At 48.6% G+C, this 26,820-nt stretch carries 19 protein-coding genes; 2 read left to right on the top strand and 17 right to left on the bottom strand.

All coding sequences use genetic code 11. The features are described 5' to 3' along the window. Positions 1-15: 15 nt before the first annotated feature. The 17 genes from MHH93_RS10610 to MHH93_RS10690 form a co-directional block, all read right to left on the bottom strand. On the bottom strand, positions 16-702 hold the full coding sequence (locus tag MHH93_RS10610; protein WP_500054010.1) for a WXG100 family type VII secretion target: 687 nt from the start codon (positions 700-702) through the stop codon (positions 16-18). Between the two features lie 170 nt (positions 703-872). After that, the gene (locus tag MHH93_RS10615; protein WP_500054011.1) at positions 873-1,256 is read right to left on the bottom strand and encodes a hypothetical protein; all 384 of its coding nucleotides are present in this window, start codon (positions 1,254-1,256) and stop codon (positions 873-875) included. Between the two features lie 129 nt (positions 1,257-1,385). Next, a complete protein-coding gene (locus MHH93_RS10620; protein ID WP_500054012.1) occupies positions 1,386-2,867 on the bottom strand; it encodes a DUF2207 domain-containing protein in 1,482 nt (493 codons plus the stop codon). Between the two features lie 77 nt (positions 2,868-2,944). Then, entirely contained in the window at positions 2,945-3,259 is a 315-nt protein-coding gene (locus MHH93_RS10625; protein WP_500054013.1) for a DUF4362 domain-containing protein, read from the bottom strand. Between the two features lie 355 nt (positions 3,260-3,614). Beyond that, positions 3,615-7,103, bottom strand: a complete 3,489-nt coding sequence (locus tag MHH93_RS10630; RefSeq protein WP_500054014.1) for a glycoside hydrolase family 2 TIM barrel-domain containing protein — start codon at positions 7,101-7,103, stop codon at positions 3,615-3,617. 264 nt (positions 7,104-7,367) lie between these two features. Then, positions 7,368-9,215 carry an IucA/IucC family protein gene (locus MHH93_RS10635; protein WP_500054015.1) on the bottom strand — a complete coding sequence of 616 codons (1,848 nt, stop codon included), beginning with the start codon at positions 9,213-9,215 and terminating at the stop codon, positions 7,368-7,370. Then, positions 9,175-10,578, bottom strand: a complete 1,404-nt coding sequence (locus tag MHH93_RS10640; protein WP_500054016.1) for a type III PLP-dependent enzyme — start codon at positions 10,576-10,578, stop codon at positions 9,175-9,177. The genes MHH93_RS10635 and MHH93_RS10640 overlap by 41 nt, the downstream gene beginning before the upstream one ends. Beyond that, positions 10,575-11,351 carry an HpcH/HpaI aldolase family protein gene (locus MHH93_RS10645; protein ID WP_500054017.1) on the bottom strand — a complete coding sequence of 259 codons (777 nt, stop codon included), beginning with the start codon at positions 11,349-11,351 and terminating at the stop codon, positions 10,575-10,577. The genes MHH93_RS10640 and MHH93_RS10645 overlap by 4 nt, the downstream gene beginning before the upstream one ends. Further along, positions 11,348-13,183, bottom strand: coding sequence for an IucA/IucC family protein (locus MHH93_RS10650; RefSeq protein ID WP_500054018.1), 1,836 nt, complete (start codon positions 13,181-13,183; stop codon positions 11,348-11,350). Before MHH93_RS10650 ends, MHH93_RS10645 begins: the two co-directional genes overlap by 4 nt. Then, positions 13,158-14,945 (bottom strand): IucA/IucC family protein, encoded by a 1,788-nt coding sequence (locus MHH93_RS10655; RefSeq protein WP_500054107.1) that lies wholly within the window; start codon positions 14,943-14,945, stop codon positions 13,158-13,160. Before MHH93_RS10655 ends, MHH93_RS10650 begins: the two co-directional genes overlap by 26 nt. Then, a complete protein-coding gene (locus MHH93_RS10660) occupies positions 14,923-16,356 on the bottom strand; it encodes an MFS transporter (RefSeq protein ID WP_500054019.1) in 1,434 nt (477 codons plus the stop codon). The genes MHH93_RS10655 and MHH93_RS10660 overlap by 23 nt, the downstream gene beginning before the upstream one ends. After that, positions 16,350-17,705: a diaminobutyrate--2-oxoglutarate transaminase gene (locus MHH93_RS10665; RefSeq protein ID WP_500054020.1), complete on the bottom strand. Its 1,356-nt coding sequence runs from the start codon at positions 17,703-17,705 to the stop codon at positions 16,350-16,352. Before MHH93_RS10665 ends, MHH93_RS10660 begins: the two co-directional genes overlap by 7 nt. 168 nt (positions 17,706-17,873) lie before the next feature. Further along, on the bottom strand, positions 17,874-18,896 hold the full coding sequence (locus MHH93_RS10670) for an ATP-grasp domain-containing protein (protein ID WP_500054021.1): 1,023 nt from the start codon (positions 18,894-18,896) through the stop codon (positions 17,874-17,876). Positions 18,897-19,421: 525 nt separating this feature from the next. Beyond that, complete coding sequence (locus MHH93_RS10675; RefSeq protein WP_500054022.1) at positions 19,422-20,249, bottom strand: ABC transporter ATP-binding protein; 828 nt, start codon at positions 20,247-20,249, stop codon at positions 19,422-19,424. Between the two features lie 13 nt (positions 20,250-20,262). Further along, entirely contained in the window at positions 20,263-21,306 is a 1,044-nt protein-coding gene (locus MHH93_RS10680) for a FecCD family ABC transporter permease (protein WP_500054023.1), read from the bottom strand. Then, positions 21,303-22,316 carry a FecCD family ABC transporter permease gene (locus tag MHH93_RS10685; RefSeq protein ID WP_500054024.1) on the bottom strand — a complete coding sequence of 338 codons (1,014 nt, stop codon included), beginning with the start codon at positions 22,314-22,316 and terminating at the stop codon, positions 21,303-21,305. The genes MHH93_RS10680 and MHH93_RS10685 overlap by 4 nt, the downstream gene beginning before the upstream one ends. A gap of 98 nt (positions 22,317-22,414) precedes the next feature. After that, positions 22,415-23,428, bottom strand: a complete 1,014-nt coding sequence (locus MHH93_RS10690) for an ABC transporter substrate-binding protein (protein WP_500054025.1) — start codon at positions 23,426-23,428, stop codon at positions 22,415-22,417. A gap of 426 nt (positions 23,429-23,854) precedes the next feature. Here MHH93_RS10690 and MHH93_RS10695 point away from each other — a divergent pair, with 426 nt between their 5' ends. Continuing rightward, the gene (locus tag MHH93_RS10695) at positions 23,855-24,433 is read left to right on the top strand and encodes a hypothetical protein (protein WP_500054026.1); all 579 of its coding nucleotides are present in this window, start codon (positions 23,855-23,857) and stop codon (positions 24,431-24,433) included. A gap of 184 nt (positions 24,434-24,617) precedes the next feature. Further along, positions 24,618-26,390: an alpha-glycosidase gene (locus MHH93_RS10700; protein ID WP_500054027.1), complete on the top strand. Its 1,773-nt coding sequence runs from the start codon at positions 24,618-24,620 to the stop codon at positions 26,388-26,390. The last annotated feature ends 430 nt before the right edge of the window (positions 26,391-26,820 follow it).

Consider the following 26,820-nt stretch of genomic DNA (forward strand, 5'->3'; position numbering starts at 1 on the left):
ACCTTGAGTCATTAGTTAAACCGCTACCTTTCCCCCACCCGATCCACCCAGATCGGTATGCTTATCATCCATCGTACGAAAAGCTTTGCCGAACAAAACATACGCCAGGGCCTGTCCTGTCATCGCGCCACCGTAATATCCTGCTCCACTCTCATCAATTTGCTTCTTCTGGTCTTCTACAAATTGCTCTATGTCAGACCTCGCCGTTCCCGTGCCCCAGGCGGTATCCCATGCGAACTGAATACCACGCCCAACGTCTACAACTTTCCCCACTGTCATCGCATATGCCACACTGCCTAATGTACTGAATGGGTTAGCGAAGAATGCTTCTGCCGTCTGGCCCATTCCCGTTATTGTATCTCCTATGGATTTATCAAGCAGCCCTACAGCGAAATTTCGCTGTAGTTCTTCGGGAATGTACAGCGCAACCTCGCCTGAGCCGTCCGTTGTTCTGAAGTTCCTCGCGATAAACGTAAACTCATTCTGGATTTTATCCAACAGCCCGATTGTGTTCGGGAACACTTCTTTCACCTGCATAAAATCCCAGAAGAATCGTTCTCCTGTCACACCCGACCAATCGGATTGCAACATATAGATGGATTTCTCCAGTTCCCGGACCATTCGCTCCAGTTCCTGTTTCTTCTGCTGGACCAATCGAGCTTTCTCGTCCAACACATCGGGGTGTACCTGAATACGTTGCATGCTATCCTCACCGCCAACCTGACTGTAGTAGTTATACCTAAATTTTAACAAGTAAAGAGTTTGATTGGAATCAAACGGAGGATTCATTTTCTCGTTAAAGACGCAGTAGGCGGGAAACATTCATTAGCCAGATATTTTGCATATTCGTGCACATTTTTTCATTAAAATTTCTACTTCTTTTGTTTAAAATACTGAACGATCTCTTCCGGTTCCTGCGTCTCCAATGTGATCTGGCCTTTCTCGAACAGGATCATGTATGGATATGATTTTAGACCAAAAATCTTCTCATAATTAAACTTGTTTTCCTCTTGCACATTATAAAAGGTTACGTTAGTAATTGGGCCTTCTGCCCTCAAATTCTCGTTATTCACTTCATTTAATTTCTCCTGTAAATCCACAATAAATGGCCGCTCCGCAGTACGGTCAGTAAATACAATCAAAGAAGCATCGTTCCTCTGAAACTGAGTTAATTGTTCAATGGCCTTTTCTCTATTATTTTCACCACAGCCTGTCAATACGAATATCAACATACATAACAACCAGAACCTCTTCATTAAACTCCTCCTCCAAAAAATAATAATTGTTACTACTTATTATTTTTTGCATAACACGATATCGTCATTCCATTTGAGTTGGAACTACAAAGAGTTCATTCATGAGCACCATGAATAAACTCTTCTGTGTTAATCCCCACCTCCACCTGAGTCGCCTCCACCAGAATCCCCAGAATCTCCATGATCCGACCCATGATGGTGTCCACCAGAACTGTCGTGATGGTGATCGTGATGATGTGAATGCCCGCTGTCATGCCCTGCTGAGCTGCCGCTATATACCGTGCTGCTACCGGGTGACCCCGTTTCCAACGTTCCAGTCACATAATTCAAACGCTCATAAGGATACTCCGCAGCTAACATGGGACGAAATACTCCACGTAGATGCAATGCTAGCGCTAATAATGGTGCGTGTGTAAGCGTGGAAGAAACAGGCACATTATCTACTTGTTCCACTTCCAGTTGCACCAAACGTCTGAGTTCGGAATCGACATGATTCTGGAGTGGGCTCCAATCGGTCTTACGTGCACAACGTGATCCAATCCCGAGCACCAGTGCCGTTTGTAAAATGCGTTCCATACTCTCCGCGGAATCATCCAGACGATCTACTGGAACTCCTTTCTTATAGCGTCTACGCCAGCGGCGCATGGAGACAGCCCAATCCCGTGCAGAGGAACCCACTACGCGAACAGGCAGGATTAGACGCAGTAACAGCGACAAAATAATTACGCCAATGAACAGACTGATCTCGGCTGATTCCCCCGTAGCGGACAGTGTTATTGTGACCAGCAATCCTACACTAGCCAGCTGATAAGGCCAGCGCACACGAATTCGTTTTACAGCCAACAACCAGAGCACCAACGTAATAGCAAGAGCGATACCCTCCTGAATCCCAGCCCCATTGGTGAAGCACAATGCGCAGGTCAGGATAAACAATACAGGAAATACGAGCATCACAAGCAGTCGGAGCAGAAGCGGCGTTCGGATCAGACTGTTCCAATCCAGCCGTGTCTCAAGAACGCTATTCTTCCATGCCTCCAATCCCTGCCCTATTACTTTTTCCTTACGACGATAATGCTGCATCTCTTCGGACTGTGAACTTTGCTGCGAGCTTGGTCCTGCCAGCGCATCCAGCCGGAATCGCTGTTGACCGAAGCTATACTCTTTCAGCATCCATTGCAACAGTACGCGTTCGTCTGCATTTATCGCAGCATCAGGCTGCTCACTACGATACTCCAGTGTGGTATTTGGCCCATATTTGTCGTCCCGATATCTCTTTTTGGCTTGCACGATGCGCAGGGATAACACCCGAGAACGGGTTAACTGAAACAGCGACGCCTGAGTATCCCTTAACTTCAATCGTCCCTTACTACGTAAATAAGCCAGAAACAGAGGGTCCGCCTGCTCCACTTCTTCGTCCGAGTATGTACCTTTGCTTAAGTAATTCCGAATCCAGATTAGACATTGCAGAATGAACATGGCGAACAGCACCCACATCAATGACTCAATAATGCGAAGAATCCAATCATCCTGCAATACTACTGCTTGTCCCTGTGCGAGGGCTGGTACCTGATTGTTTGTTGAAGCGATGGATGTCGATAACACGTAATTCACCTCATTGATCTCCTTCCATAATATGACGATTCAATCTACTTTCTATAAACCTATTTATATGAGGAAAGAATCGAAGATTACTTCGGAATAGAGAAGATATTTTCCTTTTCGCAATCGGTTAACACATGGAACGTACGCCCCTGTTCACTTTTGATCGTACCGATGCCTTTACACGTATTCGTAGTTTCACCCTGCCCTGAGCCATACATATCTCTTGAATCATCATATGTGGTTTGAATCACCTTGCCGTCATATACCAGTTCGTGGATCACGGGCCCACCTTCAATCGTGTACTGGGTTACCCGGACTTGACCCGGTTGCTCTTTACTCACGTGCTTCAGGAATGTCCTCCACTTGTCGCCGTTTCGCATGCCGTTCATGAGTACAACCACATCTCCGCTCTGCTCTGCTTGTTCAGGTTATGTGGTTCGATAATGTCAGGAAAAGAAGTCATGACTTCCCCGGAATCAATGGTCTGCTGATGAATTGGATTACAACCTGTTAACAACCCAATCCATATACATAGAGTGAGTAGGCACTTTCTCATTGGATCACCTCATATGTACAACGTTAAAAGCATTGTATTGGTTATGTTCTCTCTTTATGTTCTGTCTGTTCTGTCTCTAAAATAGCATGAGTACCCAGCCTTCTTCATTCCGGCTCGTAATGACTATAAAAAAAATCCCCCTCAAGTAACTCCATGTTCAAACAGAACATCGGTTACTTGAAGAGGATTGATCGGCTACTCTACTTCTCGAACCGGAACCAGTCGAAGTCAAACTGACTTCCCGGCAAGAAGATAAAGATTACCTTCTGCATACCTGTCACGCGTTCAAGCTCAAACACCCGCTCTTCATATCCTTCGGATTGTGTGAACTCAACCAGTTGGTTGCTCTGTCCGTCCGCACCTGCGAAGCGGATATGAATCGTATTGATATCAATCGGTGAATGGCCATGAATGACGAGCTTCGACGTGCCTTCACTCGTAAAGTCCATATTTTCAAACTCCAGCGACACATTGTTCCCGATGCCTTCTACTCGATCAGCTTCAATGTTGAACGTATCTCCATAGAGATGGTCACAGGATGCCGCCGCATTCTGTTCAAAAGCACGACTCTGGCGTTCAAACGAGAACCCTTTAATATGAATCTTCTGCTTCAATACAAAACAGATCGACGTAATCCCGCTCAAGCGTTTGGACAGCTTATACGTCTCTTCCTGGTACACATTCCACTTGGATTCCTTGTCATACACCACATCCGCAATCATCGTGCTGCCTTCTTCATCCGGCATGCCTTCCCAGATCTGAATGAAGTACTCTTCACTCGACAAGGCAAAGATCGGAATGGTGATCGTATCGGAACCATAGGGTCCAAAGTCGATATTGCGGAAGCCAACATGTGTCTCCCCGTCCCGACTTGTGGCTACCCCGCGTTCATTCCCGTTGCCAACCTCGCCTTTGGTGTAATCATATAATCCGCCTGTGATGAAGCCATATGGATCTTTGTAGGCAGTGCCAAGACCATCTGCTTTGAATTCCAACTGGGAGATGAGTTTTGTTTTGTCCGTACCATTTGTACTGGTAGCGCGAAGTCGGAACGCCCCGTCACCAATCGCTGATACTCTCACCGTATGTTGATTCTCTCCATTGCCATTCTTTCCCGCAGGAATGACTTCCACCTTGGCAATGTTGGATTCGATGCCGCCATCATTCACAGCAGCCCACTCGATGTCCCGATAAGACGTATTCTCCGGATACAGCTTGACGGTTACGACCAGCTCCGGGTTGGACGGATCGAGCAACTGTCCTGATTCGCTGATGATCTCGATTTTCCGCAAAGGAATCTCCTGAGCGTTACCTGTCAGCACCGGACGTTCTTCATTGACCATGAAGACGGAATGCACTTCTTTTATATCACTATCGACATCCGTCGCACCCACAACCTGCACTTCATACTCAGCTGCGGCACCTTCCAACCCTTCCGAAGATACTTCGATCCGTACCGTTCCAGCCTCATCCGTTGCCCCGATAATGGCCATCAGTTTGCCGCTAAACAACCTTCTGCTGAGCCCTTTGTATGGATCATAGTCCGTGCTGTCTCCATTATCCAGACCCAGTAATCGCCCTGCACCGGACACCTGAACCTGGACGCGGTTATTGGCATTGTGTACCGGATGACCCGCTTCGTCTTCCACCGTAATTTCCACGAAAATGAGATCAGTACCACTCGCCTGTAACTGCTCCCGGTCCGCTTGCAGACGAACCTTCTTCGCATCCGTAAAGGAACGCTGTACATCCGTGGCAATCACAACACCATTCTCATCATACGCGATCGCCTTCAGCTCACCCTCTTCATAAGGGACTTTCCACCAGCCGGATAGCTGTGTTCCATGGGCGTGATCGATGTCGTAGGTGCCAATCGTCTTACCGTTGAGTTGCAGCTCAATCTTCGGTGCGTTGCTGCACACACGTACATCAATGATCTGACCCGGGTTGAAATCCCAATAAGGGAACAGGTGAACCATCGGATTTTTCTTATAATCCGTCCATGCCGCCTGGTAGATATAATAAGCGTCTTTCGGGAACGTTGCCGTGTCCAGCTGTCCAAAATACGAATTCTTCGTATGATACGGTGTCGGTTCACCAATATAGTCGAATCCGGTCCACAGGAACTGCCCCAATGAATACGGACGATCCCGCTCAGCCAGAATGCAATATTCAGCCGACTTTGCGCCCCAGCTTGTCGTGCTGTTCCCAAGCGCCGAGCACTGCTCGTCATCATCGGCCAGAATCGACTGTTCGAACGGGAAGTGATAGATGCCACGACTTTGCACCACTGATGAAGTCTCACTGCCATAGATAATCCAGTCCGGATGTTCTGCATGATGCTGATCATAATATTTTTCCGCGTAGTTGTAGCCTGCCAGCTTCACGATATCCGCACATTTTTGTGCATTTTCCCATGGCATATAGTTCGAACCGATGGTCACGCCCGCATTGCCTTTTGGATCAAATTCCAGTACATAATCCATCAGCATCCGAGTCACTTCCTGTCCGCGCTCATCTGCATGGGTATCATAGATTTCGTTCCCGATACTCCACATGATCAGACTGACATGGTTGCGGTCGCGTTTCACCCAGCTCTTCACGTCTGTATGTGCCCATTCCGGGAAGAACCTCGCATAGTCATACGGTGTCTTAGCCCGTTCCCACATATCGAATGCTTCGGACACAATCAGCATGCCCATCTCATCCGCGAGTTCCATGAATTCTTTGGCCGGCATATTATGCGCGGTGCGGATGGCGTTGACACCCATCTCTTTCAACAAAACGAATCTTCTACGCAGTGCCGTCAGGTTAAAAGCAGCCCCCAATGCCCCGAGATCATGATGTTCACACACACCATTCATCTTCGTGTGGACCCCATTCAGATAGAAACCTTCGCTCGGATCAAGCTTAACGTCCTTGAATCCAATACGTTGGGATACAGTCTCAATGATCTTCTTGCTCTGATCTTCCGAGATCAGTCTCAGTTCGGTGACCAGCTCATATAGATGTGGCACATCCGGGCTCCACAGGTTAGGATTCACAACAATGATCTGTTGGCTATCTGTCCATACAACCGCGTTCTCACCCACTGAAGCCGTAACATTCGCTTGGCTGGATGCCACCACTTGACCTTCATACCGGATCGTATGCACCAGCTCTGACTGCTGATTCTGCTCCAGGTTCAGCTCCGTATCCACTTCCACCTGCCAGCCATCCGGCTGCTTCTGAATCGATACATACGTTCCATCCGTCACAATATGGTTGCGGTCCCTTGTCTTCAGCCACACGTTGCGATAGATTCCGGCCCCGGAATACCATCTGCTGTTCGGGCTCTGATGCACCACTTTGACCACAATCTCATTTTCGCCTTCCACCAGTGCATTCGTGATCTCATGTTCAAACGCGGAATAGCCATACTTCCACTCCCCAACCAGCTGCCCGTTCACATACACCGAAGAATCCATGTATACGCCATCAAAACAGAGTAATAGCTGCTGCTCATCCTTCGTGTAATGGAACGTCTTGCGGTACCATCCAATGCTGTCCTCGTACAGTTCGAGCGTATTATATATTAGCCAATCATGGGGAAGCTCCACAGGTTCATACACCAGACCCACAGGCTCCGTAACGTCCAGCTTACTTTTTGCAAATTGCCATCCATCATTAAAAAGCCTCTTCTGATTCATCGTAGATTCTCACTTTCTTGAAGTAAATTATGATTGCGGTTACAACAGTTGATATTGATTTTTACGAAAACCTTTTCGGAAATACACAAGTATGACTATAACACATAACCTGATTATACCATCAGTCTCTCTCCTGTAACTCCATTTCACAAGATTTTTTAGCCAGATTGATGAACGTATTATTCCACGCCAAGTATTTCAACTTCCAATGACAACAAGCCAAAAAGGCAACCCGTCAACCGGGTCACCCTCTCTGTTCCAGATCTATCCCTTGTAAAAAGGGTTCCACCCTATGCCTTTGCCCGATGGCATCGCGCCAGGCACCCCATCCGCTTCAAGCAGCGGACGGACAACCAACTTCACGGGCCACGCCTTGCTCTCGAATACCGCATGAGCAAGCGCGACCCGGTCACCCTCGGGAAGCTGCACCTGTGCCAGCGCTTCCTTCCAAGCCTGCTCCGTGATCTCCCACAACTTCATTTCCGGGATGTGATACACCTCGCTCAGTGCCTCCATGATCGCAGCCAGATTCACCTGCGTCCCGAGCGACTGAACATAAAAGATCAGCTTCTGGATCGTCTCGTTATACAGGCTGTTCGAGTATCCCGGGCGAATATGATAGACAGGGTCTGCAATACCATGCTGATCCAGATAAGGCTGATGCAGACGCACGGAATCATGGTCGCGGAACAAGAGACCCTTTACCTGATTATCCTTTAACACCAGACAGCAGTTCTGACCATGCATCTCAGGTACAACGCCCACCTTGAACAGACGCATCACGATATCATAGAACGTCGTAGCTATGCTTGTATAGAAGTAGAGAACACCATCGCTGCTAAGGTTATCCCCCAGAATCTCCGTTAACAGATGAAGTCCATCCAAATTCACACCCAGTGCTGCCATAGGGATGACTTTGTAGGCTTCACCCAGCAATTCAGCGGGATACACACGAATCTGTGCAGCCAGATGCCGGGGATGATCGTCGAACAATCCCATGGATTCGGGCATGAACCCCCACCAATTCTGCTCTTCGCACATATATACCTTGTCCTTCAATGTCTCGTCACAAGCCACGGCCTGTCTTAACATCTGTTCTCCAGCAAGACCATTCAGCAATTTGACTACCGGAAGATAACGAGCAGCACCCAGAGACAGCACACTAACCGGTAGCTTCAGCATCAGATTAGATTCGGTTGACGGAGCCATCGAGCGCAGAGAGGATGTGGCCTGTACGTCGCCCACTTCTACATCCAATACAATGATACTTGCTGCTTTGATCTCTCCCGTGAAGCGAGGCAGAATCACATGTTGCAATTGCCACGGATGAACAGGCATCGGCAGATATTCGCCCAAGGTGATTCCTTTTCGGTCAAACTCAGCTTCCACCATCCCGCGCTGAACATCGTCTAACACGTTCAAAATGGACAACCCCTCTTTACAACCTTGCTGCATGCTATCCAACCGTATAGCCACCCAGCGCAGCGAAATCGCCTTCCCGAATTCTGCTGCATACCGTGTTACATCTTCTGCGTTGAATCCCACCTTGGCTTTGGACGATGGGTGAAATGGACGATCCCGCAATGCAGCAACACGTTCACCTTTGATAAACCACTCATAAGCAGACACCGGAACGTTGGCGGACAGGTACTGGACTTGTTCCCAGCCCAGAGCATACTGCTCTACAGCAATATCCAGACTAGTCAGGAATTCCGTCACTCCGGGCTGCCTATATTCCTCATCTGACAAAGCCCTCTGTAACACCGCACGTCCAACCTCTGCCGGAGAATCAAGGAGAATCCAGCTTCCATCTGGATTCTCTTCGTAGATCGGTGAACCCTGAACCCATTGAATCCCCTGTCTTACTCCTGTTTCAATCAGACACAGTACACCTTGCGTATGCAATCTGATGTTAGAAGCATCATTCTGTCTCTGCTCCTCGCCGTCATATTCCTTATACAATCGTCTGAACGGTGCAGGTGCTGTGGCAAAATCAATGAATGGGTGATCCTCCAGTGGGAGTAATTGCTCGGCCAAAAATGAATTCATCAGATCCGCCATAATCCGGCGTTCAGCGGCTTGCAGACTGGAACGCTTCATCAGTGTTGACATGATTATTGTCCTCCGTTAGATAATGGAATGCCGGGTGCGGATGCCCCAGAAAATCATGATGCGAGATGGTCCAGCAATAAGCTCCAGACTTTTCAAACAAAACAATGTCTCCCACCCGCAGCAGTGCTACCTCCGCATCAGAATGCATGCGATCCTTGGGTGTACACAGCTCACCTACGATATGGACTCGAGCATCCCTTACCTCTGGACGGGCAAACGAATGCTTCCAGCGCTCCGTCGTCATAATCTGAAACGGATGGTTGTGCCCCCATGAAGCAGGCAGACGATGATGGTGCGTACCTCCCCTTAACACGGCAAAATGCTGATCATGAGAAGTTTTGATATCCGTAACCTCTGCTGCGTAATACCCGTGGTCTGCCACCAATAGTCGGCCCGATTCGAAATATAACTCGCCTCCACGTGAAGCAAGGCGCTGTCTCCGTTCACTTTGCTCCAGAAGGGAAGTGAATAATGGCCAGTCGAATCCGGGACTTCCATCATACGTCACCCCGAATCCACCTCCAGCATTCACTAATTCGACAGGTAGATCATACTTGTGCTGCCACTGCTCTACCTTTTGCAAATACAGCTCAATCATCTCGGCGTGCAGCCTGGCATCCATATTGTTGGACAAAGAGTGAAAATGGAACCCGCTCAACCGAATCACACCCGCGCCTTCCACACGAATGAGCTCGATCGCTTCTTCCACCGCCTCTTCGTCGATTCCAAAAGGACTTGGCCCACCGCCCATGACAATCTTCGTCCGGGGTAACGTACTGCTTCGCAGATTAATTCGGAGCAGAATGCGTACTTCCTGAGCTTGACCGTCGTAATGCTCATGGTTATGCTCATGCTTGTCCTCTTGTACCTGCCCCTGCCCTCGCATGTGCTTGCCCTCGTACGCCTGCTCCCATTCTTGCTTCTGCCTGCTCCCCTGCACATGCTCTTGCTCTTGCTCTTGATCCATCGCTCGCTCTTTCGCAATCGCAATGATGCGCCGCAGCTCCAGCAGACTCTCCACATGGATATAACTCACGTTATTCTCGATTGCTAACCGCAGCTCGCTCTCCTTTTTACCCGGACCTCCAAACAGAATTGGAACCTCTCGACTTACGGCTCTAACTTTGAGCAACTCTCCAATGGAAGCCACTTCAAAACCCTTTACTAATGGAAGCAACGCCTCAATGATGCGTGTATCTGGATTCGCCTTGATCGCGTAGAACAACTGTGTGTTTCCAGGCATGCTGCCCAGCATCTGACGTACCTGTTCCTGAATGCCCGCCAGATCATAGATATACGCACATACTGGGTCTTCCATCCCTCGTTGAAGTTCATCGATCGCCTGCCATACACTTGGTTTCATATCTGCCCACCCGCATTCCTGTAGTCATTCCGTTTTTGGGCATATGCCCGAAAAGCCGTATTCCGATCATCACCCAGCACGTATATATGTACTCCCCGCTCAGCCCAGAGCGCCATGTCTTCCACGCCTCTCGTGACCGTAGCATAAGGTACTTCGCACTCCTGCGCGGTAGCATGCAATTCATCCAGCGCACGTCTCACATCCGGGTGCTCGGTCTGCCATGGCACGCCGAGGGATTGCGACAGATCCGCCGCCCCTTCCAATACAAAACTCACCTGAGGATGAGACAGAATCTGTGCACTTTGCCGAACGCCCTCTGCACTTTCAATCATGGTGACAATCATCACTTGTTCGTTCGCTTCCCCAATGTATCCCGTGAGCGGATATTTTCCGAATACACCAGGACGACCACTATTCAGACTCCGCATTCCGACCGGATGATAGTAGGCGTATCGAACCGCTTCTTCCACCTGCTCCAGTTGCTCGACATGAGGAATAACGATGCCCTGTGCACCACAGTCCAGCACTTTAAGAATCTCCGCTCGCTCCACCTTCGAGATACGCACCAACGGAGTTAGGCCGACCAGTTCCGCCGCCCGGATCAGCTCTTCCACCGACTCCATGGATGTTGTGGCATGTTCCAGATCAATAATGATAAAATCATATTCCGCATGCCCGATCATCTCAATGATGACCGGGTGTGGTATGGATACAAAAAGGCCATAGACTGGCTGTTTCCGTGCAATCTTTTCCCTCAGCGTGTTAATCCTCATTCGACGATTCCCTTTAATTCGGGTGTTCCCTGTGATTCCAGTGCATCCTTCGATACCTTGAGTGGATTGCTCGCCTTACGGAAATACAACTCCCCATCCCCATACAGACGGCGCTTGGTCATCTCTTCGATCAGTGCATCTTCGGCAAAAAGGTCAAAGGCAACGAACCGCTCTGCGTATTCCGGGTGCTGCTTCTGATAATCCACAATTACACCTGCGCACAGTTGCCAGAATGACTGCTCTGACAATCCAAACTTCTCAAAGGCCAACGCAATATCCGTCATGCAGATAAAAAAGAAAGCGTCATACGTATAGTCACGGACTTCCGACACATCTCCCGCATAGATGAAGGAGTACCGATTGAACTTGCGATGAGTTTCCGGCTCGGGGTTCAGCTTCGGTGCCTGTTGCGGGTGTGACAGTTGATCCGGTACGTAGCGAACACCATCATGCAGATCCTTGATTATGATTCGTTTCGGCAGATCATCTTCCAGTACCAAAATGATATTCTGAGCATGAGACTCCAGCGCAATCCCATGAGCGTAGAGCAGATGGATAATCGGCAGTGTAACCGTGCGAACAAGGGCCTCGCTCCACTTCTCCACGCCATGTCGTTCTACAGCATCCTGGATAAATGGAACACCATCCGGCTGTACCAACATCAGCGCGTTCAGCGGCCAAGCCGTCTCACCCTGCTTCAGGTGAACCGATACATTCTCCCGCCAGATGGCTCCGAGTGTACCGTAGGCCCGCCCATACTGCGTTGCAGGCAACTGCTCATAACGGAACGACAGTCCCATGATTTCTTTTAAAATAACAAACTGCGCCCGCTGCAACAGCTCATCTTCACGAACGAGATTATCCAGCCAATCGCTGATTAACGGAGCGTTCTGGGTTGTATGCTGTGCCAGTATACGTGTGCTCGACGTGTTGGTAATGCTGAGGGACAGCTTGATGTAAGGGGCTTCCGGATTAATCCGGTTCGACAGTGAACGGATCGACTGCTGCGCACGATAGGGCGAAGACGATGGACCGAGATACACCATATCTCCATCCATCAGTTGACGGGCATATACCGATTCCAACTGATGCTCCCACTGCCATGGATGAACAGGAATGAATACATATCGATCATCCGCGTCAGAACCTGTCTTCCCGTCACCCTCCAGAACCTCTTGAAATCGCTCTACGTCCTCCGCAGTCAGATGCTGCCTTACCAATCCTTCAGAGGTAAACCCCGTGGATACAGCGGTCTGAGCCAATTCTTTTTTCACAGCAACCCAGACTAATGCAACCTCCGTGTTAAACTCAGGACCATAGGCCTTATTGTCTTTCAAAGAAAATCCCAACCTCGACTTATAACTCGGATGGTACAGATGACCGTCGGTCATGTGACTTTCGAGCGCATCATAATGCCGATCTTCTAGCGGAATGTTTAAAGGCAATATCGCCTGGCACTGGCTGTCCTTTGCCATCGTTTCGAGCAGCTCCTGAATAAAAGCCGTCACATTTGCACCCTTCAATGAATTCAGCACGATTTCCTCCAAAAACAGATCCAGATCGGTGCATGGCACACCTTCCCTTTGAATCGAACCCTTCTTCACCTTCACCCGGCCAAATGAAAACTTCCGCTCCGCTTCACACGTGTACCCTACAGAATCGCCAGAAGATGTAAGGCCACTGGTTCGCCATTCACTCCCACGTACATCACTGTCCAAGATACCTTCGAACCACATGGCCTCCAATGTCTGTCGCATGATTCGTTCCTGTACACCCACGTAGACTGCTTCTGTCCTAGCGCCTGCTTCAGCCCTGTATCCCACAACTCCCACGTACTTCACTCCCTATTCGTTTCATTGGATTGCTCACCGGCACATAAACCGGAGTCTGGCTGATACCCCTTAGACAACTCACCAAATTTTGCTTGGCCAGGAATGCTTCCGTTGTCAGCAGATGTCGCACATACGCATTGCCCGTTCGTTCCAGTTCCTCCACAAGTACCTCACGTACCTGTATCCAGAAATGCTCCTCTGGGACGTTCACATCTCGCGCCATCGCATGAATCAGAGACCCCAGATGATTGACGATAAAGTAGTACGATGTCCTCGCCCAGGCGTTCTCTCGCGAATAAAATAATAAATCGGACGAAGCACGATCCTGCTCACGGATAAGTTCCTCATCCACACTGACCCCTTCCAGATCGCGGACGATAAATTCCACAGGCAACCCATCCTTCAAGGTCACAAGGGTATTCTGCAGATGCGCTTCAAAATGAATGCCTTTCTCATCCGCCGCCCGTACAATCGGAAGCAGAGAACATTGCAGATAATGATCCAACCAACGCTCAGCATTGATAAGACCACCACCGAGCATCGTCATCAACCTGGAACGCCTCCCCGGAAGTGGTGCCTCAACCAGACTGGATAAGACATACGTATTGACAGGGTCAAACTCAATGGGTCGATAAGCTATCGTAAACAGACTCGTTAACTCTTCATCTTCAAAAGCACAAGTCGCTACACCTGTTTCATACGCGATATGGGTATTCGGCTCACCACCGAAGCAGTCATGCTGCCTGACGTATCTGGAAGCATCCAGTGTCCTGCGCATCTGCTCAGCACTATTGGTGCGAATCATGTTGGTAATCTGCATGTTCAGTGACAGCTTGATATTACAGTTCCATGCCGGAACATAGACCGTACGGACCGAAGAGGTTGGATAGACAATAGGCCCCGCACTGCCAAGCAGAATTAATTTTCCATCTCGAAAATAATGCTGTATCTCGGTCAACCGTGATATGTATTCGTATTGCCATGGATGGACAGGCAGCAGCCCATACATTTCACTCTGCTCTTTTAAAATCGGCTGCACATGGCTCCGCAGGAGTTCTTGCAAATCCATTACCGCCTCGTCATCCACCCATTCCTGCACGTAGACGTCCTGCCTCACCGCGATATAACAGAGCTGAAACGATGTGCGTAGCTCCGGACTGTACTTCCGAACATCCTGCTCGCTGAAGCCTTTGGAGTTCTTCGGAAACGGATGGAACGGATGACCATACAACAGTGACTGTTCCGATGTCCGATAGTCGTGGATGTCGAGACCGGCCGCTTGTTCGATATACAACGTGAGGTTACCTACACTGTTATCTACCTTTTGTACAAAATCTCTGGCATACGCCACCTCGACACGATTCGTATTCTCAACCAATGGATGTACATTCTCCAACTCAAGTGAACTCTTCATTTCCACTGCACTCTTCAACATTCCATGTTGGTCCGAACTTGCTCCCTGTTCCCCATCTCCAATTAGCTCAGATGTGATCCAGCGAACCAGATCGCGATAATGCACCGTTTCCCCGCCAGATTCCATGCTGTGGTATTCATGCTCCCCCATCGCAGAGTAATAGGATAGTTCTCCTGTCACCGTCACCCCGCTGGCTTGAAAAGCAACCGCGTACGTCAGCGTATTCGGATTGATTCGAATATCGTTTGCCTTCTCTAACGCAAGCTCACGAATGTAACAGTTCAGCAGCAGCTTGCACGAATGTTCATGGGCCTGCTGCTCTGCCTCAGACCGGAGCTTGTTTTCCATCTCGAACAATGATGCCAACCTTCTTTCGGGTTATAAGTAAGACCAGGGGAAGTGTAAGCAGTATGGCGCAACCAAGGCCGATACAGATCTCTTTGAGCGCTTCCCATTTTGCCATCTCCATAGACGTTCCTGCCCCGGCTAGCCATTGCCAGCGCATATCGTAGTACAGGGTCATACCCATCACCGCAAACGAAGAAGCCAGCCGCTCAATCGTGGTTGATAACACCGACCCTTCGTGCATGTCTTCGTCCGGTAATGCTTGCAGACCAATCGCAGAGATACTCATGCCTGACAGACCAACGCCAACTCCACGGCACGCCATGAGCATGCCGATGATCCAGATCGATGCTCCCATGGGCAGAACGGCAAACGACAAGATTGATATCGATACCAGCAACGTGCCCCATGCGATAAAATGCATGGATCGACCGCGATCCAGCAGACTGCCTCCGATCCACATGAACAGACTTGTGCAGATCGACAAGGGTATGAACAGCGCACCGGACAAGGCCGGCGACAGGTGGAAGACATCCTGGAACAATAATGGCAATGCAAAGATCACGCCAAACATGACACAATCCTGAATGGTCGAGATCAGCACGGTCAGCGGAAAGACCGCATTACGCCGCAGCAACTGGTAACGTATCAGTGGTTCCTTGCGACCGTTCTCGGTCTGGACAAAACGAATAAGTAACACCACACCGAGCGCAATCAGCAGCCAAGGTACCCATACCGCTGCGACAGGACTCGCATACAACTGTACGCCCAGACTAAGGGCACCTACCGAACAGATCAGCAGCATGATACTGGTTGGATGCCATCGTTTCCTACGGGCGGGAATATAAGTCTGAATGACTCGACCGCACCCGATGAACGAAAATACAGCCAGCGGCACATTCAGCCAGAACAGCATTTCAAGCCGTCCATACTGAATGATGAAGCCACCCAGCGTTGGCCCAGCCGCAGGAGCCAGCATAAGCAGCAACCCCCACGCTCCTGTAATTCGTCCCCTTACCTCCGGTCCATATACATCAAACAACAACACCAGCGATAACGGAATCATCAGCCCGGCGGCAACCCCATGCATGAAACGCACAAGCAACAGTACCTCAATCGAGTGATAAAACAGTGCACCTGTCACTGAGAACACGCCATAGATGGTGATACCCAGCATATACGTCTGCTTCCGGCCCAGTCGGTCTACGATCAGGGAAGCCAGCGGCATCGTTAACGTCATGGCCAGCATGTAGAGGGCGATGATCCATCCGCCTGCTGTCGTAGAGATCTGATAATATTGCACAAAATAAGGCAGCAGCAGGTTAAAGGCACTGTTGGTCAGTACCAGCGAAAAAGCACCGAGCAGAATCGCGAGTAATACGGCATGCCTCTTCATCAGGGACAGCTTCAGCATGCAGCCGTTGCTAAGGCAATTGCTGAAGCTACTGATTTCTCAAAGATCGCAAGGATCGCGCTCGATTCTTGCTCCGTAATATTCAGCGGCGGCAGGAAACGAACAACCGCTGAATGACGCCCGCCCAGTTCCACAATTAATCCATTCTTGAAACATTCACGTTGAATTGACTCTGCCAGCGTACCATTAGGGAGATAGTGTCCCAAACGATCCTTGCGTCCTGCCGGATCAACCACCTCAACGCCAATCATCAATCCTCTTCCACGCACATCACCAATCTCTTCATATCGCTCTCTCAATGCATTCAGTTGACTCATGAACTGCTCACTGCGTAGCTGCACGTTGTGCAGAACATTCTGTTCCCGAATATAGCGAAGTGTCGCAAGTCCCGCAGCCATGGCCAGCTGATTGCCACGGAACGTTCCTGTGTGTGCACCAGGCTGCCATTGGTCCAGCTCTTCCTTATAGATGACGACAGACATGGGCAGACTTCCGCCAACCGCTTTGGAGCAGATAATTACATCGGGTACAATTCCGGCATGTTCAAATGAAAACATACGGCCTGTGCGTCCGATGCCTGTCTGCACTTCGTCGATAATGAGCGGAATGCTTCGCTCTGCTGTGATTCGGCGCAACTCCTTCAGCCATTCAATGTCTGCCGGAATCGCTCCGCCTTCGCCCTGCACCGTCTCCACAATGACTCCGCATGGTGCAGCAATACCGCTCTCGCAATCATCGAGCAAGTTCTCGATATACTGTGCACTTAACCGGGCCGTCATGCCCTCACCAACACCAAATGGGCAGCGGTATTCATAAGGAAACGGCAGGAAATGTACATCTGGCAGCAGGCTTTGCAGATGCTGTTTCTTGCTCAGGTTGCCACTCATCGACATGGTTGCTTGGGTCGAACCGTGATAACCGCCCTGAAAGGCGAGAATGGATTTACCACCTGTTGCATGTTTGACCAGCTTAATGGCTGCTTCTACAGCATCCGCTCCAGTTGGACCACAGAACTGGATTTTGGCTTTATCTCGCATCTCTGCTGGAAGAATGGAGAACAATTCTTGCATATATGAAAGCTTCAACGGCGTTGCCAAATCCAGGGTATGTAGCGGAATCTGCTGATCCAGGACATCGCGAATGGCATTGATTACCGTGTCATGGTTATGCCCCAGCGCCAATGTTCCTGCACCTGCCAGGCAATCGAAGAATACACGGCCTTCCGTATCGGTAATCTTCACCCCCTGGGCCTTGCTAATGACAAGCGGGAAATGTCTGGGGTACGATCTTGCATTGGATTCCTTCTCATTTTGCATCTTCAGATATTCCGTCTGCACTTCTACTGACATAGCCCTTTAACGCTCCTTATCATCGATTCAGGCTTAACTGCTGCCTGTGATTTCTTGTTCTGCATTTTGCATATGACATGGAATTTGATTCAAAATCAGGTAAGGTCCGAATTATAAATAAGAGTATTCGTCATCTAATACCCCTTATATATTGTCATCTATACGTTGTTATAAGTTGCATGACTTATATTCAAGTTGTTCCTGACACAAGTATTCCAGGTATAACCGAACCACATCACGAGTTGTTCCCCCATGGGGGAAGACGTGGTGTGTCAGATCTGGCAAGGCGTTCACTTCCAGAATGCCCCCCTCTTCTCTGGAGATCGGCGTGCGGATATCTCGACATCGAACATCGACACCTGCTACATCGATCTGAAGAGTCTTTGCCGCCTCAATGATCATTCGCGCATTCTCGGGATGAATGATCCCGGTACAATCCTTGTAGAATTCACTGATTTTTCCGGCGGCAGAGTTACGAAGATCATACAGCTCGATTTCTTTACCAGCGGCAGGTACTTCGTCCAGTGTTATCCCTTGTGCACGCAACACCTCCAAGAGACGTTCAGCCTCCGCATCCACCTGGGGAAAAGCTTCATACTCGCCAATGAACGTCATCTCGATTCGTTCCTGATTCAACTGCTCAATTAACGCTCGAACGGTTGAAGTTCCGTCTCCCTCGACATAGACAGGTCGATACTCATTCACAGCCGCCACTTCACCGTTAATGATCAGCACTCTGTAATCAATTCCGGTCACATATTGCTGCAACATAATGCTGCTGCCGTGGACACTCGCAAGATGGATAGCTGCCTCCAGTTCATCTTGGGTACGCACATCCAGCGTCACGCCCATGCTGCTGCTTGCATCCAACGGTTTCACGACAATGGAGCCATGCCTTTGCAGAAAATCCGTTGCTTCGCTTCCCATCTCCGGGATTACGATAAATGACGGTACAGGCATACCCTGTTCATGCAACAACCTATTACATGCCTGCTTGTTCTTCGCGAGCAATCCAGCGATTAACGGCAGACGATGAGATCTGGTTTTGTTAATGATGATCTGCTCGTTCCCTACTGCCAGCTTCAGAAAATCCTCGCATCCCTCAAGAAGTGGCTCACACGTGATGCCCATTTCTCTCGCTTTGCTTATAATGAGTCGGTTTTGCAGATTATGAATCCCTTTCGGAAACACTGAAATCCTCCTCGATCGAATGAAAGTACTTGCTCCCATATAAGTTGAATACTGTTTTTCCACGAAACCACTGCGTGGTCAGAACCATCTTCCGATCGCTGTTATCCCCAGATTTTTTTGATTTCCTTTTCTCAAGGGAAAATCCGGGGATAAAGGCGCACGCTGCGCTTCTTCAGATCTGTTCTGCCCCCTCCGTTGAATTAAACTTATATTGCTCATACTTACATCAATTTTTATTGTTATTGAATATTGATAATGATTATCACTATCACACAAAATCTATTTTATGGCAATTCGAGTTATATTGTCAATAATAAACTTTTAAGGAAAAATAAGATTTATTTTGATGTGGGTTTGATTAGGTGCAGATATGCTTTTATTGAATAATAGGCACAACAAACCGGGCAAGCATTGGACATGGTTTTACCATCAGCTTGCCTAATTTGTTATCTGCATGCTCATGAACTGGAGTTCGTGTGGATGGTTTAATGATTATTGAAGTAATCAATACGGACTTTTTGATCCTCAAGCCAGTTGTGTATAGGTATAACGCTGTTCCCCATTCAGCTTCCTCCCTCTTCCATGTGGGATACATGTTGGTGTGCCGAACAGTGGATCGACTGCAATCTCACACTCCATCTGGAAGACCTTACGGACCATCTCCTGCGTAACGATGTCTTCCGGTTTACCTTCCGCGTAGATGGACTTGTTGTGAACAGCCACAATGTGATGCGCATAGCGACATGCCAGATTCAGATCATGAAGTACCATGACAATCGTGCGTCCTTCCCGCTCATTCAGCTCAAACAACAGATCAAGGATATCAATCTGATGTGTCAGATCCAGATAGGTTGTTGGTTCATCCAGCAGCAGCGTTTCGGTGCCCTGCGCGAGTGTCATCGCAATCCAGGCACGCTGACGTTGTCCACCGGACAGGGCATCTACAGGACGATCCGCAAGTTCAGTCAGATGCGTGGACTCAAGTGCCAGCTTGACCATACGCTCATCCTCCCGTGACCATTGCTTCAGCCACGTTTGATGCGGATAACGCCCTTGCTTAACCAGTTGATTCACCGTCAGGCCCTCCGGAGCAGTTGGACCCTGTGGCAGGATGGACATGCGTCTTGAAATCTCCTTGGTCGGCAGCTTCGCAATCTCTTCACCATCCAGCAGCACCGAACCGGAGCTGGATTTCAGCAACCGGGCCATCGTACGCAGCAGCGTAGATTTGCCACAGCCGTTGCTGCCAATCAGGACGGTAATCTGTCCCTTGGGAATGGTGAGGTTCAAATTTTCAATAACAGGATCTGCTCCATAGGAGATTGTAAGCTCCTTGGCTTCCAGAATACTCACGGCTCTCTCCTCCTCAAAACTGATTTCGATTCTTGAACAACAAATATAAGAAGAATGGTGCGCCTACGCCTGCGGTGAATACCCCTGCGGGAACGTCAAGCGGTAGAAAGGCCGTGCGGGCAATCATATCTGCCGCAAATACAAGCAGAGCACCAACCAGTCCAGAAACGATCAGCATACTGCCAAACATCCGGCCGACCAGCTTCCGGGCAATATGTGGAGCGATCAGACCAACAAAACCAATGGTTCCGGCTACCGCAACTGCGATTCCCGCCAGCAGTACACTGCATAACAACAACGCTGAACGATGCCGCTGGACAGTTACCCCTAGCCCTGTGGCAAGATCATCCCCGAACTCCTGTGCATTCAGGCTGCGGGCGAACCAGATTGCCAGCGGTACAACAATCACAATAACCGGCAGTATGGTTCGAACATCGGTCCACGATGCTCCGTACACGCTTCCTGTCAGCCAGATATAGGCTTGACCTGCTGTGTAGAACGGACTCAGAATCAGCATAAAGGTCGTTCCGGCCCCGGTAATGGCTGACACTCCAATACCGATTAATACCAAACGGATCGGACTAACGCCCTTTTTCCAGGCAAGTACGTAGATGATCAATGCCGTCAGAAGTGCACCAACAATGGCAAACAGCGGCAACAACTTGATACTTACCACTCCACCCAGCAACGTAACAAAACCTACAGCCGCAACAGCTGCACCGCCAGTGATACCGATGACATCCGGTGAGGCCAGCGGATTACGGATAATGCCTTGCAGCAGTGCGCCTGACATGCCGAGCGCTGCACCAACAAGCAGGGATAATAACACTCGTGGAAGTCTCAGGGTCAGCACGACGAAGTCATGTTCCCCTTCATTCAGACCCAATATCGTTCTGATCACATCGAGCGGAGAGATAAAGTCACTGCCCACACTGGTACCAACCACCCCGGCTATCAGGAACAGGAGAAAACATATACCAATGACAGCCAATGATTTTCGTTCCATTTGCACCGAGATGGTGTCTTTTTTGTTGCGGAAAGTCAACATCTTCCTCATATCTTCGTCACCCCCTTGCGGGCGATGTACACGAAGAATGGTCCGCCAATAAGTGCAGTCATGACACCGAGTGGAACTTCCTGCGGCATGATTACCAGTCTAGCCACCACATCTGCGGACAGCAGCAGAATAGCTCCCCCTACAATAGAGTAAGGAACGAGCCACCGGTAATCATTGCCCACCAGTGCACGCATGATATGGGGAACAACCAGACCGACAAGACCAATCGAACCGGCTACGGCAACCGACCCACCCGCTAGCAATACGATAACAACGCCCATAAGCACCTTGACCAGAAGTACGTTCTGTCCCATGCCTTTGGCGATATCGTCACCCGTCAACAGCAGATTGATGGCTCTCCCCATGAACAGAGAGATAATCGCTGCGGCTGTCATGTACGGCAGAACGGGATATAACATATCCAATGTCCGCCCGCTAACCGAACCGGCAAGCCAGAAGAGTACATCCTGCAATCCGGTTCCATCCAGTACGAGAATGGCCTGTGTGAACGAGGCAAACAATGCTGAGATTGCCGTTCCCGCCAGTACAATTTTGATCGGTGTCAGGCCATCACGACCGAGGGAACCCAGCGCATACACAATCGCCGCGGCAACCGCAGCTCCGGCAAAACCAAACCACATCATGGTGGTGAGCGAAGATACGGACAATACAACAATGGCAATAACAATAAAAAAGATCGCACCTGCATTGATCCCGAACACACTTGGAGATGCCAGCGGATTACGTGTTAATGCCTGCATCAGTCCACCCGCCACAGCCAAACTTGCACCAACGACAGCAGCAATAATGGTACGTGGCAATCGCTCCGTGAGGAGCACCACATGTTCAACGGAACTATCGTCATAGAATTGCAGCGCATCCCATGCCATCTGAAATGTGATATGTGTGCGACCCAGAATCATACTGGCTGTGCAAGCAAGTAGAAGTAATATGAATAAACCAGCCAGTCCATAGGTCTTGGCGCTTGCCTTCGTAAAAAGGGGAAACATATTCTCACTCTTTCATTTGTAAAATGAAAAAGGACCTGCCTGCCCATACACTTCGTTAACGAATGTCCTGGTGCACGGCAGGTCCTGCTCCTGTTTAATTAGTTCAGGTTGAACTGCTTATATAGATCGTCCAGCATCATGTTCGCCGATGTGTATCCACCTGCCATGTTCCAGGCCACTTCATCAACCTGAACCAGTTGGTTGTTCTTGACTGCATCAAGATTCTTCCACAGCGGACTGCTGGTCCAATCATCATAATTTTTCTGAATCGCATCGGTTTCGGTGCCTGAATTGAAGTTGAAGATCATGTCCGCATTCATATCCGGAATGTTCTCTTTGGAAGTCAATTCTACACCCCATGTATCTGCATCATGTCCTTCGGGTCTGGTGAATCCAAGCTCTTTCAGAATTTTACCTGCATAACCCATGTAGAAAATACGAACCTGATCGGCTCTGAAGTTCGTAATGGTTGCTTCAATTGGCAGACGATCACCCATCTTTTCTTTGAAATCAGCTACACGGGCATCCCAATCAGACAACAGTTTATCCGATTGTTCAACCATATTCATCGCTTCACCAGCTATTTTCACCGTCTCTTTCCAGTCAAACAGGGTCTCTGTCACTACCGTTGGTGCGATCTGGGACAATTGTTCATAGATCTCTTCATGTCTGATCTTCGTAGCAATAATCAAGTCCGGTTTCAACTTATTGATCTCTTCCAGATTGGGCTGGGATTCCTGTCCTACTTGTGGAACTCCATCCAGATCCGCTCTCAGATATTCATAGACTGGCTGCTGAACCCATGATTCAACCACGCCTGACGGTTTCACGCCCAGTGCAACAACTACATCATTCGCACCCTGAAACAGGGTAACAATCTTTTGCGGAGTTCCCTTTATTGTCGTTTCGCCCATGGCATGTTTGATCACTCTGCTCTGATCTTCAGTCGCACTAGTAGTGGTATCACTTTCATTATTGCTATCATTACTGCTTGCAGCTTGGCTGGACGTATTCGTTGTCTCGGCATTTCCACTCGAAGCGCAACCAGCAAGTAGCGAAATCATCAGAATAAGTGCTGCATAAATGTATAGCTTTTTCTTTACTTTATACATGTAACCCGTCTCCCCTTTTTCTTCTAAATGATATTGAATCTCATTATCAATTGTATTGTAATGGAGAAGAAACCATTATACAAGCATTTTATTTGGAAAAACTTCTCACGATTTGTCGTATGACATCACTTCTTAAAACAACATTAGATACATATAAATAAGCTGAACCTATATAATATACATCAATACAATCCACTTTTCCGAAAACCATATATGTAAATTTATTCTTATTATCTAAACATGTAACAATCTCCTCTTACTTTCAGCTTCATCTAATACATCTCCATAACCACTGGTGAATTATTATTCATTCATGTGTATTCAACTCATAGTGTTACTGTAAAACAATTCCTGTAATTTCTTGTCGTACTATGTTAGATTATCCATTGGAATAAAATCACATCTATAGATAGGGGATATTAACACGTGAAGAAATCATGGGTATTATCAATCATTATGAGCTTTGTTTTGCTCGGTGGAGTGTTCGCGCCTGCAGGGTCTTATGCCGCTGCTGCGGATGACTCAACCACTACATATTCGGAAGACGAATACATTGAAGTTGACACATCAGAACAAGAACCGATCCCTACAGTTGAAGAAGAAGATTTTCTGAACTACCTGGATCAGTTGGATCTCGCAGCAGTATATGAGGAGAAAGCTTTCAATGCACTGGGAGGTGGATTTTACATTACATCTTCCAATCGCAAGTCCGTGTTCCTGAAACTGACCAACACTGCGATTCCTAACTACACCAAATATGTATCCAAGCTGAAACTGATTAAGCCGCAAACTGCAGAGTTGAAAAAAATCCATGCCAGCCTGATTAAAGGTAGCTATACACAGCTGGAAGGATTCCAACTCGCCAAAAAAGCGGTCTCCAAAACAACGGTAAACAGCGCTGTCCTGAAACAAGCCAATGCCAAAATTGCTGCCGGCAAGAAAAGTATCGAGAAGTATCAAAAAGAACTTTCCGCCTACGCCAATAATCTTGGATATGATTTCTAAACAACAATTTTGAAATTTAAGGAAAAAAAGTGTTTTCTTTTGCTGATTTACTTCGTATAATAGCACTATAATCAAAAGGCTATGCTGCCGAAAGGTACAACCTCGTGAACAATAGAGGTTGTGCCTTTTTTGCGTTTATAGCCGGAATGATCTGAATTTCATCATCTAACGAGGAGTGATTCACATGATTCTTGAAGCCATTTATCATCGTCCCAAACTCAATTGGTCCTATGCTTATGACCGCTCGACCATGCATTTGCGTCTTCGTTCCAAACGCGGTGATCTGGATGCGGTGATTGCGATCACCGGGGACAAATATGCCTGGGATCGAACGATCACACACATCCCCATGCGCATCTTTGCGCGGGATGAAATGTTCGATTATTGGGAAGCCGAGACTTCACCTCCCTATCGCAGATTACGTTATGGCTTCCAACTGATTCAGGGAGAGGAATCGGTCTGGATGACGGAGCGCGGATTCGAGCAGGCGCTGCCTGATCATCCACTTGAATTTTTTGATTTTCCATTTATGAATCCGGTCGACATTTTTGAACCCCCTGCCTGGGTGAAGGACGCCGTGTTTTATCAGATTTTCCCGGAACGTTATGCGAATGGTGATCCCTCCATCAGTCCCAGCAATGCAGAACCCTGGGGAGGAGAACCCACACCGGTGAACTTCTTCGGCGGCGATCTGCAAGGTGTACTTGATCATCTGGATCACATCAGCCAACTGGGCATCAATGCCATCTACTTTTGTCCGCTATTCGAGGCCACTACGAATCACAAATACAATACAGGCGATTACATGAAGGTTGATCCTCACTTTGGAACCAATGAACAGTTCAAGGCGTTCGTGGAGGCCTGTCATCAGCGCGGCATACGAGTCGTTCTGGATGCGGTGTTCAATCATTCCGGCAGAGAGTTCCCTCCTTTTGTCGATGTCATGAAGAATGGAGCCGATTCCCCCTACGCAGACTGGTTCTATATCAAAGACTGGCCGCCACGTGTGGAGGATGGCATACCCACATATGATACCTTTGCCTTTGAACCGCTTATGCCAAAGCTGAACACGGAACACCCTGACGTGAAGGCATACCTGCTGGAGGTCGGACGGTTCTGGATCGAGGAGATGGACATTGACGGATGGAGGCTCGATGTGGCCAACGAGGTGGATCATCAGTTCTGGCGCGAATTCCGTCAGACGGTAAAAGCCATCAAACCTGATGCGTATCTACTCGGTGAGATCTGGCATGATTCGCTCATGTGGCTTCAGGGAGACCAATTCGATGCTGTGATGAATTATCCGTTTACCAATTCGGTATTGGACTACACCGTGAACGGAAAACTCGATGGACTCGGATTTGCCAATGAGATCGGCAAACTACTTGCAGCTTATTCACAAACGGTTACTGAAGCCGCCTTCAATCTGCTCGGAAGTCATGATACACCCAGACTGCTGACCTTGTGTGATGGAGACGAGCGCAAGATGAAACTTGCCGTTACGTTGCTGCTTACGTATCCAGGTGTGCCATGTATTTATTATGGAGACGAAGTGGGGCTTGACGGGGGATATGATCCGGGTTGCCGCAAGTGTATGGAATGGGATGAGACCAAGCAGAACCGTGAACTTCTGGAATTCTTCACCCATTCGATTGCCCTTCGCAAACAGCACCCTGCGCTGCGCAGCACGGAACTGAAGATTGTATATGCAAAAGCCGGAGACCCTTGTCTTGCCATCGAACGATCGGATTCGCATACGGGGGAGCGCATGCTTCTTGTGCTGAATGCAGGTGATGAGCCATGCACCCTTGAACTCCCTTTGGCAGATCGTAACGTTTGGCGGAATCTGTACACATCAAACGAAGTGGAATCCCGGCAAAATAAACTGACCCTCGATCTGGAAGCATACGGCTTCTCCTTACTGCAAATGGAGGTCAAACAACCTGCGGAAGCCTGATATAAATACAGCTAACAAGGGAAAATAACTTCAAAGAGGCTGTCCTCCAGGTGATATTCTCCCCATAAAGTAGACAGGTGAAATAATGAAATCCTGTTACTGTATGGGGAGCATATCAGACCAAGGACAGCCTCTTCTGTATCTTATACGTCATATTCTAACGAACCCAGCACACGTTATTCGCTTCATTATACATGGGCTAAATGCCTAACGAATCAGAGAGACGTTATTTCGTCCAATACGTCGATTTTCGAGACCAGAAGCCGTATTTTTGAAGCAATAACGTTACTGAGATTCGTTAGGTTTTACTTTTCTTGATCATCCCCTCAATACGATGTTTGAGGTTCGTTAGCGATAGCGATTCAAGCAAGGTGAAACTTTTCGAGGCAGCACCTTATCTGTTCCCTTTTGTGTTTCCAGATAGGTTAAG

The sequence above is a fragment of the Priestia sp. FSL H7-0729 genome, from assembly GCF_038005685.1.
GTDB lineage: Bacteria > Bacillota > Bacilli > Paenibacillales > Paenibacillaceae > Paenibacillus.